The sequence below is a fragment of the Jidongwangia harbinensis genome (assembly GCF_020216025.1).
GTDB classification, from domain to species: Bacteria; Actinomycetota; Actinomycetes; order Mycobacteriales; family Micromonosporaceae; genus Actinoplanes; species Actinoplanes harbinensis.
The window spans coordinates 59,733-74,480 of record NZ_JAIWNC010000014.1 but is presented as its reverse complement, the minus strand read 5'-3'; the positions used below and the strand labels follow the sequence as shown (position 1 = coordinate 74,480).

General features: G+C 72.0%; 19 protein-coding genes and 1 pseudogene. 6 read left to right on the top strand and 14 right to left on the bottom strand.

Annotation, left to right across the window (positions count from 1 at the left end; translation table 11 throughout):
* Positions 1–9 precede the first annotated feature (9 nt).
* Complete coding sequence (gene dprA / locus LDL48_RS20185; RefSeq protein ID WP_225256752.1) at positions 10–1,227, top strand: DNA-processing protein DprA; 1,218 nt, start codon at positions 10–12, stop codon at positions 1,225–1,227.
* 8 nt (positions 1,228–1,235) lie between these two features.
* Here dprA and LDL48_RS20180 read toward each other — a convergent pair whose 3' ends face one another.
* A complete protein-coding gene (locus tag LDL48_RS20180; RefSeq protein ID WP_225256751.1) occupies positions 1,236–1,415 on the bottom strand; it encodes an AlpA family phage regulatory protein in 180 nt (59 codons plus the stop codon).
* 1,362 nt (positions 1,416–2,777) lie between these two features.
* Here LDL48_RS20180 and LDL48_RS20175 point away from each other — a divergent pair.
* Complete coding sequence (locus LDL48_RS20175; RefSeq protein ID WP_225256726.1) at positions 2,778–3,020, top strand: hypothetical protein; 243 nt, start codon at positions 2,778–2,780, stop codon at positions 3,018–3,020.
* A 516-nt stretch (positions 3,021–3,536) separates the two neighbouring features.
* A complete protein-coding gene (locus LDL48_RS20170) occupies positions 3,537–3,941 on the top strand; it encodes a winged helix-turn-helix domain-containing protein (protein ID WP_225256725.1) in 405 nt (134 codons plus the stop codon).
* Positions 3,942–4,310: 369 nt separating this feature from the next.
* Here the strand turns inward: LDL48_RS20170 and LDL48_RS20165 are convergent, their stop codons facing one another.
* Positions 4,311–4,772 (bottom strand): pyridoxamine 5'-phosphate oxidase family protein, encoded by a 462-nt coding sequence (locus LDL48_RS20165; RefSeq protein ID WP_225256724.1) that lies wholly within the window; start codon positions 4,770–4,772, stop codon positions 4,311–4,313.
* A 193-nt stretch (positions 4,773–4,965) separates the two neighbouring features.
* The gene (locus LDL48_RS20160; protein WP_225256723.1) at positions 4,966–5,493 is read right to left on the bottom strand and encodes a DUF6636 domain-containing protein; all 528 of its coding nucleotides are present in this window, start codon (positions 5,491–5,493) and stop codon (positions 4,966–4,968) included.
* A 190-nt stretch (positions 5,494–5,683) separates the two neighbouring features.
* Here LDL48_RS20160 and LDL48_RS20155 point away from each other — a divergent pair, with 190 nt between their 5' ends.
* Together LDL48_RS20155 and LDL48_RS20150 are read left to right on the top strand one after the other, a co-directional pair.
* Positions 5,684–6,631, top strand: coding sequence for a tyrosine recombinase XerC (locus tag LDL48_RS20155; RefSeq protein ID WP_225256722.1), 948 nt, complete (start codon positions 5,684–5,686; stop codon positions 6,629–6,631).
* An 85-nt stretch (positions 6,632–6,716) separates the two neighbouring features.
* A complete protein-coding gene (locus tag LDL48_RS20150) occupies positions 6,717–7,892 on the top strand; it encodes an aminotransferase class V-fold PLP-dependent enzyme (protein ID WP_225256721.1) in 1,176 nt (391 codons plus the stop codon).
* A gap of 93 nt (positions 7,893–7,985) precedes the next feature.
* Here LDL48_RS20150 and LDL48_RS44575 read toward each other — a convergent pair.
* Positions 7,986–8,168, bottom strand: a pseudogene (locus LDL48_RS44575) (M23 family peptidase); the annotation flags it as partial.
* Between LDL48_RS44575 and LDL48_RS44570 the strand changes: the two are divergent.
* Positions 8,094–8,417, top strand: a complete 324-nt coding sequence (locus LDL48_RS44570) for a hypothetical protein (RefSeq protein ID WP_308016472.1) — start codon at positions 8,094–8,096, stop codon at positions 8,415–8,417. The pseudogene LDL48_RS44575 and the gene LDL48_RS44570 sit on opposite strands and share 75 nt — an antisense overlap.
* 3 nt (positions 8,418–8,420) lie before the next feature.
* Here LDL48_RS44570 and LDL48_RS20140 read toward each other — a convergent pair whose 3' ends face one another.
* The 10 genes from LDL48_RS20140 to rpsP form a co-directional block, all read right to left on the bottom strand.
* Positions 8,421–8,747 carry a DUF2469 domain-containing protein gene (locus LDL48_RS20140; RefSeq protein WP_225256720.1) on the bottom strand — a complete coding sequence of 109 codons (327 nt, stop codon included), beginning with the start codon at positions 8,745–8,747 and terminating at the stop codon, positions 8,421–8,423.
* Between the two features lie 70 nt (positions 8,748–8,817).
* Positions 8,818–9,636, bottom strand: a complete 819-nt coding sequence (locus LDL48_RS20135; protein ID WP_225256719.1) for a ribonuclease HII — start codon at positions 9,634–9,636, stop codon at positions 8,818–8,820.
* Complete coding sequence (locus LDL48_RS20130; protein WP_225256718.1) at positions 9,636–10,091, bottom strand: NUDIX hydrolase; 456 nt, start codon at positions 10,089–10,091, stop codon at positions 9,636–9,638. Before LDL48_RS20130 ends, LDL48_RS20135 begins: the two co-directional genes overlap by 1 nt.
* 53 nt (positions 10,092–10,144) lie before the next feature.
* The gene (gene lepB, locus LDL48_RS20125; RefSeq protein WP_225256717.1) at positions 10,145–10,792 is read right to left on the bottom strand and encodes a signal peptidase I; all 648 of its coding nucleotides are present in this window, start codon (positions 10,790–10,792) and stop codon (positions 10,145–10,147) included.
* Positions 10,789–11,685, bottom strand: coding sequence for a signal peptidase I (gene lepB / locus LDL48_RS20120; RefSeq protein ID WP_372472153.1), 897 nt, complete (start codon positions 11,683–11,685; stop codon positions 10,789–10,791). The genes lepB (LDL48_RS20125) and lepB (LDL48_RS20120) overlap by 4 nt, the downstream gene beginning before the upstream one ends.
* A gap of 190 nt (positions 11,686–11,875) precedes the next feature.
* Positions 11,876–12,235: a 50S ribosomal protein L19 gene (gene rplS / locus LDL48_RS20115; protein WP_225256715.1), complete on the bottom strand. Its 360-nt coding sequence runs from the start codon at positions 12,233–12,235 to the stop codon at positions 11,876–11,878.
* Positions 12,236–12,355: 120 nt separating this feature from the next.
* Positions 12,356–13,114 carry a tRNA (guanosine(37)-N1)-methyltransferase TrmD gene (gene trmD / locus LDL48_RS20110; RefSeq protein ID WP_225256714.1) on the bottom strand — a complete coding sequence of 253 codons (759 nt, stop codon included), beginning with the start codon at positions 13,112–13,114 and terminating at the stop codon, positions 12,356–12,358.
* Between the two features lie 9 nt (positions 13,115–13,123).
* Positions 13,124–13,690 (bottom strand): ribosome maturation factor RimM, encoded by a 567-nt coding sequence (gene rimM / locus LDL48_RS20105; RefSeq protein ID WP_225256750.1) that lies wholly within the window; start codon positions 13,688–13,690, stop codon positions 13,124–13,126.
* An 11-nt stretch (positions 13,691–13,701) separates the two neighbouring features.
* Entirely contained in the window at positions 13,702–13,959 is a 258-nt protein-coding gene (locus LDL48_RS20100) for an RNA-binding protein (RefSeq protein WP_014447131.1), read from the bottom strand.
* Positions 13,937–14,452: a 30S ribosomal protein S16 gene (gene rpsP / locus LDL48_RS20095; protein WP_225256749.1), complete on the bottom strand. Its 516-nt coding sequence runs from the start codon at positions 14,450–14,452 to the stop codon at positions 13,937–13,939. The genes LDL48_RS20100 and rpsP overlap by 23 nt, the downstream gene beginning before the upstream one ends.
* Between the last annotated feature and the right edge of the window lie 296 nt (positions 14,453–14,748).

The following is a 14,748-nucleotide window of genomic DNA, read 5'->3' as shown; positions in this document are numbered from 1 at the left end:
ACCGGGCGGATGCCGCCCGGCCCGGCACCGGTGCACCGGCCGGCCGGCTCCGCGAGCGACGAGGACCGGGCCGCTCGGGTCGCGCTCACCTGGCTCGCCGAGCCGGGCAACCGGACGGTGTGGGGCCTGGTCCACGCCGCCGGGGCACCCGCCACACTGGACCGGTTGATCCGCGGCGACATCTCCGATTCGGCCCTGCGGGACGCGGTGCTGGCCCGCTCGGCCGCCGGCGACCCACGCCGGCTCGCGGACGGTGCGCTGCGCCGGGCGGACCGCCTCGGCGCCCGGCTCGTGGTGCCGGACGACGCGGAGTGGCCGGTCGCCGTCGGGGACCTGTCCCGGATGCACCTCACCATCGGCGGCCGGGTCAATCAGGACACCCGCCCACCGCTGTGCATCTGGGTCCGCGGCACCCGCCCGCTGCACGAGGCGCTGGGGCGTTCGGTCGCGGTGGTCGGTGCCCGGGCCGCGACCGGGTACGGCACGCACGCGACCACCGAGATCGCGTACGGGCTGGCGGAGCGGGAGTGGACGGTGGTCTCCGGCGGCGCGTTCGGCATCGACGCGGCGGCACACCGGGCGGCGCTGGCGGCGAACGGGTTCACCGTCGCGGTGCTGGCAAGCGGGGTGGACCGGCCGTACCCGTCGGGCAACGCGGCGCTGTTGGAGCAGATCGCCGAGCGCGGACTGCTGATCAGCGAGTGGCCGCCGGGATCCGAGCCGCTGCGGCACCGCTTCCTCATCCGCAACCGGGTGATCGCGGCCGCCACGAGGGGCACGGTGGTGGTCGAGGCGGCGGCACGCAGCGGCGCGGTACAGACCATGAGCCGGGTGCTGGCCCTGAACCGGATCGCGATGGTGGTGCCCGGCCCGGTCACCTCGGCGATGTCGGTCGGGTGTCACGAACTGCTCCGGGAACACCCGCAGACCCGGCTGGTCACCGGCCTGTCGCACGTCCTGGAGGAGGTCGGCCGGATCGGCGAGCACCTGACCGAGCCGCCACGGGGACCGGACCACCGCCGCGACGGACTGGACGAGGAGTCGGCCCTGGTGCTGGAGGCGGTGCCACGCCGGGGCGTCGCGGACGCGGAACAGCTGGCCGCGAAGGCCGGGCTCGGCCTTCGCGTCGTCCTAAGGCGACTGTCGCTCCTGGAGACCACCGGCCTGGTGGAGCGGCGCGACGGCGGCTTCGCCCTGGCCCGGGCCGCCCGGACGCGCCGTGGGTGAGCCGGTCGTCAGTCCTCGTCGAGGTCGCGTCGATGGACCTTCATCCACGCCTCGACGTCCTCGGCCAGCCACACCTTGCCCTGTGCCAGGTCCGCGACCGGCTTCGGGAAGTCGGCGCGGCTGCTGATCTGGTACGCACGCTGCCGGCTCACGCCGCCCAGGCGGACGCGGATCTCATGTGCGCCCATGAGTCGGATCGGCTTCACTCCCACACGATCGACCGTAGGCGCGGGACTATTAGTCTGTTATCAACTTGATACGCGACATCTAGTCGCATGCCTATACCGTGGTCGCATGACTAGACGCCGTCAGTCTGTTCCTCCAGTCCCGGTAGCCCCAACCCATCGCCGCACGTGGCAAAGCCTGTGGCGCCGCTGTTCATGCGGCTTGCGCACCCCGTGCCCGGACCGCCGACTCCCCGCCGCGCCGCCCCCGTTCCCACCTCGCAGCCACCGCGCAGACAAGCCGGCCACCCCGCGCCGAGACCCGGCGGCACCGCCACGACCAGCCAACCGCTCACCCGCTCCGGCCCACGCACGGACGCACCCCGACCCCGCCACCAGGCGAACGAGTCCCCACCCTGCCGCCACGCAGATGAGCCCTCGCCCTGCCACCACGCAGACAAGCCCCGACCCCGCCGCCACGTTGACGGACCTCGGCCCGGCATTCGACGCACGGACGCCGCCCGCCTCCGCGCCGTTCATCCGCACGCCGTATCCCCAAGGAGAGCTCTCCGACCGGAAGACCCTCGGCATGACGCCGCACCCACTACCGACACCGCCCGCCGCCGCGCCGCCGCCACCCACCGCCCCGCGCAGCGCCTCCCCACGCATGCCACCGGTGCCGCACCCGCCCGCACCCCCGCCCGCCCGACTCCCTGCCCCACCGGTCCTCACGCCTCGGGCACCACACGCGGCCTCGCCTCGCCTGCCACCCGCACCACCACCCGCCGCCCCAGCTCTCCTAGCAACCGAACCACCAGCAACTCCACCAGCGCCCCCGATCGAGCCACCCGCCGTCCGGCCTTCCACGTCAGCCGAACCACCCACCGCTCCGCCTTTCCGATCGGCCAAACCACCCACCGCTCCGCCTTTCCGATCGGCCAAACCACCCACCACCTCGCCTCGCCGACGGCCCGGACCTCCCACCCCTCGCTCCGGCCCGCTGGACGGCGCCTTCCGCACCGGCGCTCGCGTACCGCGCGCCGTCCCTGCCACCCGCATCGCGCGACCACCGGCCTCATCACCACAGGCCGCAGAGGATCGCCTCCGGCCACCGCCGAGCAGATGGCCACGGGACGCCTGGCTCAACGACGCACTGCGGGCCGCCGTTGAGCACACGAGACACCGCTGGCCGGTCCAGTTCCTGCTGACCGACATCACCGAGTGGCGTCCCGACGCCCCATCGTCGGATGGAATTCCGCTCCGCATGTCGGCTGCCGGGCGCACGTTCACCGAGCTGCGCCTGTCGGGTCGCACCTTCGGCGCCGATACCGGGAGGGCCGGCAGACTCACTCCCGCCCAGGCCCATCGCGCGAACGGCACCATCCCGTGACCCCGGGCGTGGAGCACCTCCCCGACCGGCCGGCCTGGGACTGCCGCGTCTGCCGGATGCCGTGGCCGTGCGCCGACGCCCGGCGGGACCTGTTGGCCGAGTTTCTCGATCTCCCCTCCAGTCTGATCATCCACCTGTCGGGACGGATGGCGGAGGCGGCCGAGGACGACGTGGCGCAGGACTGCCTGCACGACCGGTTCCTGTCCTGGGCGCGCCCACCGTTCAGCGACTCGGCCTAGCCCGCCGGCATCGTCTCGTCGCAAGTGGACCTCCCCCCGTCAGTCACAGTGGACAATCAACGCCTGCGGCCGCCACCGCAGAACCGCCTAGCCAAACCGGTCCCGCCAGACCGGCCCAGCCAGACCACGCCCAGCCAGACCACGCCCAGCCAGAACAGCCCCGCCAGAACCACCCAGCCGAAACGGCCCCGCAAGAACGACCCAGCCAAGCGGTCCAGTCGAAACAGCCCAGTCGAACGGCCCGAGGACCGGCCCGGCGCACCCGCCCCGACGTCCCGGAAGCCCAGGCCAGCCCTTGCCGAACGGTCCGGGAGCCAGCCCAGCCGACGCTCGAGAGCAAACGACGGCCGATCACCGCCCAGCGGCATGCTTCACCGCCAGGCGTGGAGTGTGACCGACCGCCGTCGCCCTGCCGCCCAATCAAGCTCGGCCTTCTCAGTGCGGCGGTGCTATCCTACCAACATGGATCTGTACGTACAACGTGATGGAGCATCGTGGCCACGTACGGTGGCTGGCATGATCGATCCCTCGGCCGACCGCGCGGTTTTCCGTCAGCTTGCTGATCTGCTGCGCGATCAGATCATGTCGGGTGAGCTCGGGCCGGGCGAGCCGCTGCCGAGCGAGCTGCGCCTGGCTCAGGAGTACGGGATCAGCCGCACCACCGTCCGTCAGGCCATCGCTCAGCTCCGCACCGAGGGCCTGGTCACCGTGGAGCGGCCGCGCGGCACCTTCGTGCGCATCCCCGAAGAGGTCAAGCTCATCACCCTGGCTCGCGGCGAGCGTGCCGGTGCCCGCATGCCCACCGACGCCGAGCGCCGTGCACACCGCCTTGGCGAGGGCGTGCCGGTTCTGGTCGTCACGGCCCCGGACGGCAGCACGACGGTGCATCCCGCCGATCGCGTCCAACTCACCCGGCCATAACGGCAATCCCCCCACCGGCGAACGCCGGCCGCACCGGCACCCCTGCCACGCAACGCCACGCCAGACCACGCCAGACCACGCCAGCCCAGCCACGCAACGCTAGGCCCGGCCACGCCACGCCAGCCCAGCCACGCTAGGGCCGGCCACGCCACGCCAGCCCAGCCACGCAACGCTAGGCCCGGCCACGCCGCGCCACGCCACGCCAGGCAATCACGGCAAACACCCTTGCCTGTCTTGACTCCTGGATCTACGGTCGGCGTAGCGGATCACTGTCCACTAAGGATGATCCGAACACGCCTGTGGTGCGTGCGCCCGCCTCTGCCCCAGGGCGACCGCACCACAGGTCCCCCAAGCCGCATCCCGCTCAACTCAAGCCCGGGTTCGTCGGCGGTAGCCACGACCCGCGTGCCAGGACTCGATCACCAGATGATCGGCCGGGTCCCCGACGTAGGTCAGCACCACCTCGGTGATGTCGAGCCGGAAGTGACCGGCCTCCGGGTGCGGGCCGTCGGCCGGCGGAGGCACCTCCACCGCGGTGCCGGCCACCTTGGCATCGCCCGGCCACTCCTGGGGACCGCCGGCCGGTGGCTCGATCGTCGGGCTGTGCATCGCGATCCGTGGATCACGGCGGACATCGTGCAGCTTCATCGAGCCGGGCATCATGCCGAACGTCAGCTCGGCGTCGACGAACGCCGCCTCGCTCCCACTGATCCGGGGGGAGCCGTCGCGGCGCAGAGTCGCGATCGTCTTGTTGGTGCCCGAGTCGAAGCGGGCCTTGACCTTCGCCGCGAACTCGGCGGCGTCCTTCTCGATCTCCTGCCAACTCGCCATGACCCCGACCCTAGAACCCAGGTATGACACTTCCGTCCGTGTGGAATCGCCCGCGGTAGGCCGGAAGAACTCAGCGCAGAACTCGATGGCCTAGCGGCTTGGTATGCCGACTGCCCGACTGTTGCGACGCCGCACCGGTGGCCGGATGACCGACAAAAGACGCGATCTCGGCCCAGAGGGACCAAGACCACCCTCAGAAGACCGTGTACGCATCCCGGGAAATGGTGAAGCCGTGCTCGCTTTTCAGGTTCCGGCACCTGACCCCGGAACTCTCGCTCTCGCACACGAATTCGCCCACCCGGACCGCCTGGCCGTACGGCAGGATCTCCTTGCTGCCGAGCACCGTGTCGCCGGCGCAGACCTCGGCCGCCTTCTGGTCGGGGCCGACGGACAGTCCCTTGCCGTAGTCGAGCGTGCAGTCCGCCGGCTTCGGCGGCGCCTTCCAGGCCTTCTGCACGATGTCGCAGCGTGCGGTGTCCGCCGCCACGAGACAGCCGATGTTCTTGGACGGCGTGGTGAACTGGAACGTCGCGGTGATCTCCCGGGTGGTCGTGCCGGCGGACGACGGTCCCGAGCCGCGGTCGCCCAGTCCGACGGTCGCGGCCGGCTGAGCCGCACCGCCCGCGGTGGGTCCCGGGTCGGCGTCGTCGCCGGGGTTGTCGCACGCCGTCAGCACCAGCGCCGCGGTCAGCAGGCCGAGGGCCCGCCACACTGTCCTCATCGCCACCTCCCCAGCTTGACGGATCACCGCAGCATAGGCGCGGACGCTTGACGGCGGCGCCCGAAAGGCGGACGGTCGGACGCAACAGGCACCTCGAAGATCGACAAGGCGGACGGTCGACGCGGAGGCGCCCCGGACATCCACGAGGCGCCACCGCACGGCGGCGCCCGGAAGGCGGACGACCGACGCGATGGGCACCCGGGAGATCCACGAGGCTCTACCACCGGCCATGCGGGAGGCGGTGGACGAGTTCGGCCTGTACCTGGCGCGGGTGGAGAACCGGTCGGCGCACACCGTGCGGGCGTACCTCGGTGATGTCGTCTCGCTTCTGGACCACGCCGCGCGGGCCGGTTGTGCCGGGCCGGCCGATCTGGACATCGCGGTGCTGCGCGGGTGGCTGGCGAGCCGCATGCGCGACGGCGCGGCCCGGACATCTCAGGCACGGCGGGCGGCGGCGGCGCGGGCCTTCACCGCGTGGGCGCACCGGACCGGACTGTGCCCGGCGGACCCGGGCGCGCAGCTGGCCAGCCCGCGCGCGCACCGGGATCTGCCCGGCGTGCTGCGCGCGGATCAGGCCGCCGACCTGGTGACGACCGCGCCGCGGACCGGCGAACCGGCGACGCCGCCGCACGCGGCCGCGGAGATCCGCGACCGGGCCGTGCTGGAGATGTTGTACGCGACCGGGGTACGGGTGAGCGAACTGTGCGGGCTCGACCTCGCCGATGTCGACGACGCCCGCCGGGTGGTCCGGGTCCTCGGCAAGGGCGCCAAGGAGCGGGCGGTCCCGTACGGCGTGCCGGCGCAGCGGGCGCTGGACGAGTGGCTGCGCGCCGGTCGGCCGGTGCTGGCCGGGGCGCACAGCGGAACGGCGTTGTTCGTCGGCGCGCGGGGCGGGCGGCTGCAGCAGACCGTGGTCCGCCGGATCGTGGCGGCCGCGGCCCGGGCGGCAGGGCTGCCGCACACCAGCCCGCACGACCTGCGGCACTCGGCCGCGACCCACCTGCTGGACGGCGGCGCGGATCTGCGCGCGGTGCAGGACCTGCTGGGGCACGCCTCGCTCGCCAGCACCCAGATCTACACGCACGTCTCCACGGAACGGCTGCGCGCCGCGTTCCGGCAGGCGCACCCCCGGGCCTGACCATAACCAGACCCCGGACCCCGGGCGCCGTATAACGGAAACGCATCCCCCGGTCTGCGGGCCGCCGGACCCGTACGATCCTGGTGTGAGCCCGCCCTCGCCGATCGCCGGAGCCCGTCTCCTGTTCTCGCTCGACCCGGCGGTGTCCTACCTCAACCACGGGTCGTACGGCGCCGTCCCGATCAGCGTGCAACGCACCCAGCAGCGGCTGCGCGACGAGACCGAGGCGAACCCGCTGAAGTTCTTCGCCCAGGGGCTGCACGACCGGGTCGCGCACACCCGCCGCCACCTGGCCGCGTTCCTCGGTGCGGACCCGGAACGCAGCGCGCTGGTGCCGAACACCACGGCGGCCGTGTCGCTGGTGCTGCAGTCGGTGCGGCCGGCGTCCGGTGACGAGATCCTGCTGACCGACCACGCGTACGGGGCGGTGGCGCTCGCGGTGCGGCGGCAGTGCCGGCGGGTGGGTGCCACCGCGCGGACGGTGGCGGTGCCGCTCGGGGCCCCGGAGGCGGAGATCGTGTCGCGGATCCGGGGCGCGCTCCGGCCGGGTCGGACCAAGCTGCTGATCGTCGACCAGTTGACGTCCGCGACGGCCACCGCGCTGCCGGTCGGCCGGATCGTCGCCGCGGCCCGGGAACACGACATCCCGGTGCTGGTGGACGCGGCGCACGCGCCCGGGATGCTGCCGGTGGACGTGGCCGCGATCGGGGCCGACTTCTGGGTGGGGAACCTGCACAAGTGGGCGTTCGCGCCGCGCGGGACGGCGCTGCTGTCGGTGGCGCCGGGCTGGCCCCGCCGGATGGATCCGCTGGTGGTGTCGTGGGAGCAGGATTCCGGCTTTCCGCAGTCGGTGGAGTTCCAGGGCACGTTGGACTACACCTCGTGGCTGTCCGCGCCGGCCGGACTGTTCGTGCTGCGTACGCTCGGGTTGGACGAGGTGCGGGCGCACAACGCGGCGCTGGCGGCGTACGGTCAGCGGGTGGTGGGTGAGGCCCTCGGCCTCGCGCCGGCCGACCTGCCGGAGCCGGGCGCGGCGGCGGTCTCGATGCGGATCGTGCCGCTGCCGGCCGGGGTGGCCACCACGTTCCCGGAGGCGCGGGCGTTGCGCCAGCACATCGCGGACAAGCTGGCCGTGGAGACGGCGATCAACGCCTGGGGCGGCCGCGGCTGGCTGCGGCTCAGCGGGCAGGTCTACAACCGGCCGGACGAGTATGAACGGCTCGCCGAACGCCTCCCGCCGCTGTTGCAGGGGCTCCGCTAGCAGCCGGACCCGGCCTCGGCCGAGCAGCGCCAGCGGGTCCAGATACCCGCCGTCGCGGTGGGCGCCCCAGTGCAGGCAGGCGGCGGCGGGGCAGCCGGGGTGGCCCGCGTCGAGGCGGCCGAGCGGATCGCCGGCCGCGACCCGCTCGCCGGTGGCGGCGGTCGACGTGACCGGCTCGTACGTGGTGCGCAGCCCGTGCGCATGGGCGACGCTGACGACGCCGCGGCCGGCCACCAGGCCGCTGTGGACGACCGTGCCGGGGCCCGCGGACCGCACCCGCGCGCCCGGCCGGGCGGCGAGATCGACGCCGCGGTGACCGGCCAGCCACGGTTGCGGCGGTGGGTCGAACGGCCGGGTGACCCGGGCCTCCACGACCGGCCAGGTGAAGCGGAGCGGCAGAGCCGGCGGGCCGGGCAGCGCGAGCAGGGCCGGCGGGCCGGGCAGCGCGAGCAGGACGACGAGCAGCAACGGCATGCCGGACAGCATGCCGAGCCGGCGGGCCCGCCGGGGACCGCCTGTGGATAACCGTCAGCTGCCGCCGAAGCCGGCATTGTCCGGCAGCGAGATGTCCGGCTTCTCGAGCTCCTCCACGTTGACATCCTTGAACGTCATTACCCGAACGTTCTTGACGAACCGGGCCGGACGGTACATGTCCCAGACCCAGGCGTCGTGCATCTCGACCTCGAAGTAGACCTCGCCGTCGGCGTTGCGCACGTGCAGGTCGACCTGGTTCGCCAGGTAGAAGCGGCGCTCGGTCTCCACAACGTACGAGAACTGGCGGACGATGTCGCGATACTCCCGGTAGAGCTGCAGCTCCATCTCGGTCTCGTACTTCTCGAGATCCTCTGCACTCATTGCTGGCCTCCGCTCCGCGGCTCGGCGATCATTCGCCGCGCCGGTCCGGACCGTAGCCTCACCGCTCCGCTCACTGCTTTTCGCCCTCCATTGCCTCATCTTCCCCCACCGGCACCGGCGGCCGAGGCTGCTCGCCGGACGCCACGCCGACGGTACCCTCCGGCGCAGGCCAGAGCATCATCGGCTCGGGTCCGGCCGGAACCGCGGCCACCGGGCGGCGGGCGCGCGGCGGCCGGTTGCTGCGCCCGGAGGCGGCAGCCACGTTGACGTACGAGAAGCGGTGCTCCGCGCACGGCCCGTGGCGGGTCAGCGCGGCGCTGTGCTCGTCGGTGATGTAACCCTTGTGCTCGGCGAAGCCGTAGTCGGGGAACCGGTCGTGCAGTTCCACCATCAGCCGGTCCCGGGTGACCTTGGCGAGCACGCTGGCCGCGGCGACGCAGGCGGCCACCCGGTCGCCCTTCCACACCGCGAGACCGGGAGCGCCCAGACCGTCGACCGGGAAGCCGTCGGTCAGCACGTACTCCGGTCGGGTCTGCAGCGACGCCAGCGCGCGCCGCATCGCGGCCAGGTTGCACACGTGCAGCCCGCGCTGGTCCACCTCGGTCGGCGGGACGATCACCACCGACCAGGCCAGCGCGCGGGCCACCACCTCGGCGTACACCCGTTCCCGGGCCGGTGCGGTGAGCAGTTTGGAATCGGCCAGCTCGTCGATCTCGCCGCGCCTGCCCTCCGGCAGGATGGCCGCGGCCGCCACCAGCGGTCCGGCGCACGCACCGCGGCCGGCCTCGTCGGCGCCGGCGACGTGCCGGAAGCCGCGGCGTTGCAGGGCACGTTCCATCGCGTAGAGGCCGCCCTCGCGACGGATCACGGTGCGGGCCGGGGTCAGCATCAGGCCACCCCGGTCAGGCGGCGGAGCAGGTCGGCCAGGTCTTCCGGGAAGATCGTCTCGGTGGTGGCGTCGAGTTCCTCGGCCGACCACCAGTGGTGCCCGTCGATGGTGGCGCGTTCCTCGTCGTCGAAGCCGGTCGTGTCGACCTGCCACCCGTCCACCCGGAGCAGGTAGAAGTCCTGCTCCTGGCGGTACTGCCGGGAGTCGTAGCTGAACCGGGTGACCTGGTGCCAGACCGGCTCGCCGAGGTCGGCCGGGTCGATCCGCAGGCCGGTCTCCTCGAACAGCTCGCGCGCCGCGCCCTGGGCCGGCGTCTCGCCCTCGTCGAGCCCGCCGCCGGGGGTGAACCACCAGCGCAGCCCGGGGCGGGCCGGGTCGCTGCCGCGGAGCAGCAGGGCGCGGTCCGCACGGTCGACGAGCACCACCCGGGCGGCACGACGGTCGATTACGGTCACAGCACCAGCCTATTGCGCTTCCAGGTGATCTTCCGACCGGCCCGGCGCCCGCCTCATTTGGCGGCGGGCGCGTCCGGGATGGCCGCGAACTCCTTGGGAACGGACAGCCAGTCGGCGCGGTTCACCGGCCAGAAGATCGTGAAGGCCCGGCCCACCACGGAGTCGTCGGTGATGGTGGCCTCGTTGATGTCCTGGCTCTGCTGCCAGTGCTCCAGCGAGTCGCCGGACGCCGACCGGTGGTCGCCCATCACCCACAGCCGGCCACGCGGGACGGTGATGTCGAACGACTCGTCGGCGGCCGGGTCCTGGGTGCCGTCGGCATCGGTGTAGATGTACGGCTCGTCCAGGGGCTGCCCGTTGATCGTCAGGCGCTGCTTGTCGTCGCAGCACTGCACGTGGTCGCCGCCGACGCCGATGACGCGCTTGATGAAGTCGTCGCCCTCGGTGCCGCTCTGCCAGTTGCCCGGCGCCTTGAACACCACGATCTCGCCGCGGCGCGGGTCCCGGAAGTCGTAGACGAGCTTGTTCACCAGCACCCGGTCGTTGATGTTGAGCGTGTGCTCCATCGACGGCGACGGGATGTAGAAGGTCTGCAGGACGAACGCGCGGACCAGGAAGGCGACGAGGATGGCAACGCCCAGCAGGATGGGTAGTTCTCGCCAGAACGAACCACGGCGTTTCTCGGTCTGCTCGTCAATCACGAACGGAGCCTACGTCGCCGAGACGTGAACGTCAGTCCAGAACGCGCGGATAGACCCGCACTTACGAGGAACGGCACGAGCACGACCGCATTGACCGGATCCGGTCGTGGGCGCTCCACCGGGGCCGCTCCGGGCGCGGGTGCCGCGGAGTACCGCTTCCAGTTCTCCGGCACGCTGAGGCCGCTGAAGCGGTTGCTCGGCCACACGATGACGAAGGCCCGCCCGATCACGTTGTCGATCGGCACCGGTCCCTGGCACCGGGCGTCCTGGGACACCAGGCGATGGTCGCCCATGACGAACATCTCCCGGGCCGGCACGGTCACCTCGGCGAACTGGCGGCTGGTGCACTGACGCGGGTTCGGCGGCGCGTCCAGTGGGGAGTTCTCCTCCACGTACGGCTCGTCGATCGGCTCGCCGTTGACCAGGATCCGGCCCTGCGCGTCGCAGCAGGAAACCTTGTCGCCGGGCAGCCCGATCACCCGTTTGATGAAGTCCCGCTCACCGGGACGGCTGACGCCGACCAGGTCGCCGACGGTCCGGCCGAGCTTCGCCGCGAACGCCTGGCTGACCGGCTCGACCTCCTCCGGCGCCCAGTTGTCGGTGCCGCGGAACACCACGATCTCGCCGCGGAGCGGGTCGCGCATGTCGTACACGACCTTGTTCACCAGCACCCGGTCGCCGATCAGCAGGGTGTTCTCCATCGACCCCGAAGGGATGAAGAACGCCTGCACCAGGAAGGTCCGAATGAGCACGGCCAGGCAGAACGCCACCACCAGCAGCAGCGGCAACTCCTGCCACAACGGCATCTCCTTGCGCCGGATCACCCGTCCCCGACGCCGCCGGCTCGTCGCTGACCCACGTCGGTAGCCGTCCATCTGTCCCACGCTACGCATCTCCTGCCGCCGTCCCGGCCGACCTGCCCCGGATACAGCACTACCGCCCGGGATCCCCCTTCAGCGGGGACGTTTCGGGCGGTAGTGCGAATGACCCGCCAGCGCGGCGGTCACCGCAGTGGCTTGGTTCTGGATCCCTCACATCCGCAAGAGTAGTTCGCCCTGCGCGGAAATGACGGATCGAAGGGCGTCAGCTGGCGGGCTGCTTCTCCCGCAGCTCCTTGATCTTGGCCTTCTTGCCCCGCAGTTCGCGCAGGTAGTAGAGCTTCGCGCGGCGCACGTCACCACGGGTGACGACCTCGATCTTGTCGATCGCCGGGCTGTTGATCGGGTACGTCCGCTCGACACCGACCGCGAAGCTGATCTTCCGGACCTTGAAGGTCTCGCGCAGCCCGCCGCCCTGGCGGCTGATCACGACGCCCTGGAAGACCTGGACGCGGGAACGGTTGCCCTCGACGACCCGGGCGTGCACCTTGACGGTGTCGCCGGCCCGGAAGTCGGGGATGTCGGTGCGCTGCGACTGGGCGTCGAGTGCGTCCAGCGTGTTCATCGCTGCATCCTCTTGCTCAAAGCGCATCGGGAGTTCGATGCGCGAATGGGTGGTTCCGAACCGCCGGCACTCCGGCGGATCCTCGTTCCCTCCGCGGCGCGGAGGAGAACGGCAACCTCACTACTTTGCCACACCGGGAGGCGGGACCTGAAATCCGGCCTCCTCGAGAGCGGCCCTGTCGCTTTTGTCGAGCCGTTCCGCGGGGTACGCGGCGAACATGTCGGGCCGCCGGGTCGCCGTGCGCACCAACGACCGGGTACGCCGCCAGCGCGCGATCCGCCCGTGGTCGCCGGAGCGGAGCACCTCGGGCACCTCGTGGCCCCGCCAGGCGGCCGGCTTGGTGTAGACCGGCGCCTCGAGCAGCCCGGCCGCGTATGACTCCTCGGTCAGCGAGTCGGCGTTGCCCAGCACCCCGGGCAGCAGCCGGGTGACCGCCTCCATGATCACGATGACCGCGACCTCGCCGCCGAACAGCACGTAGTCGCCGAGCGAGACCTCCCGGACCGGCATCCGGGCGGCGGCGTCGTCCAGCACCCGCTGGTCGATGCCCTCGTACCGGCCGCAGGCGAAGATCAGGTGATCCTCGGCGGCCAGTTCGTGCGCGTCGGCCTGGGTGAACGGCCGGCCCACCGGCGACGGCACGACCAGCGTGCCGGGCCCCACGGCGTCCAGCGCCTGCCCCCACGGCTCCGGGCGCATCACCATGCCGGGCCCGCCGCCGTACGGGGTGTCGTCCACCGTGCGGTGCACGTCGGAGGTCCAGGTCCGCAGGTCGTGCAGGTGCACGTCGAGCAGGCCGGTCGCCCGCGCCCTGCCGATCAGCGACAGTTCCAGCGGGGCGAAGTACTCCGGGAAGATCGAGACGATGTCTACGCGCATCAGCGATCCCTACAGGTCCAGCAAACCCTCGGGCAGGTCGACCACCACGCGCCCGCCGGACAGGTCGACGGTCGGCACGATCCGGCTGACGAACGGGATCAGCGCGGTCCCGCCGCCGGCCTTCGCCAGCACGATCAGATCGGACGCCGGGGCGTGCTCGATGCGCTGCACGGTGCCCAGCTCGGCGCCGTCCACCGCCACCACCCGCAGGCCGACCAGTTGATGGTCGTGGAACTCGTCCGGATCGTCCGGCGGCGCCAGCCCGGCGCTGTCCACCTGCAACAGCACGCCGCGAAGCGCCTCGGCGACGTTGCGGTCGGGGACGCCGGCGAACTGGGCGATGATCCGCCCCTGGTGCCAGCGCAGCGACTCCAGGGTCAGCTTCTCCGGCACGTGGTAGGCCACACCCGGCGCGGTCTCCGGCGCCGGGCCGGTGCTCACCCGGCGGTCCCGGGGGACCTCCGTGGTGAACACCGTGCCGGCGACGAATCGTTCCTCGGGCTCATCGGTCCGCACGGTGACCAGGACCTCGCCCCGGATCCCGTGCGGCTTGCCGATCTGGCCGACGACGAGCAGCATCGTGGCGATCAGTACGCGTCGACGATGTCGACGCGGATGCCACGCCCACCGATCGACCCGATGACCTGACGCAGCGCCTTGGCCGTGCGACCACCGCGCCCGATGACCGTACCCAGGTCCTCCGGGTGCACGCGGACCTCGAGCCGCTTGCCGCGACGCGAGTCGACCAGCCGGACCCGGACGTCGTCCGGGTTGTCGACGATGCCCTTGACGAGGTGCTCCAGCGCGGGCCGGAGCGCCCCGTCAGCTCGCGTCGGCGCCGGCACCGGCGGGATCCTCTGCCGTCTCGGCGACCGCCTCGCGGTTCGGCTCGGCGGGCTCGACCGGCTTGGTCTGCGCCGGCTTGGCCTCGGCGGCCTCCGGAGCGGCGGCGGCCTTGCTCGCCTTCTTGGCCGGGCGGGTCGGCGCCTCGGCGACACCGGCGGCGGCCTTGGCCTCAGCCTCGTAGGCCGCCTGACGGTTCACCTTCTCCGCCGCCACGAGCAGCGGCGGCGGCGCGGGCAGGCCCTTGAACTGCTGCCAGTCGCCGGTCTTCTCGAGGATGCGCTGCACGGCCTCGCTCGGCTGAGCGCCGACCGACAGCCAGTACTGCACCCGCTCGGACTTCACCTCGATGACCGACGGGTGTTCCTTGGGCTGGTAGATGCCGACATACTCGATGGCGCGACCGTCGCGCTTGGTGCGCGAGTCGGCGACGACGATGCGGTACTGCGGGTTGCGGATCTTGCCCATCCGCAGAAGCCGGATCTTTACGGCCACGGTGATTTCGCTCCTGATGATTACGCGGGTGAGCCGACGGAACCCACGTGGGGATTGCGGGACCGATGTCTCGTGGACTGGCATCGCGCTCAGGGTTAGAGGGCGCCTCACGCGTGCCGGATACCAGCTAGCCATTCTGCCAGACGATCCGCGCACGCTCCCAATCGGGCCTTGTCTTTCGGCCCAACAAGATCAAAAGCAGGGTGTCGTGGCTGGTTGCCTGGTACGGACCGTCGCTCCCGCCGAGGCCGGGCGGGGGCCCACCGGCGGCGGCCCGCGCCCTTCATGCTGCGTGA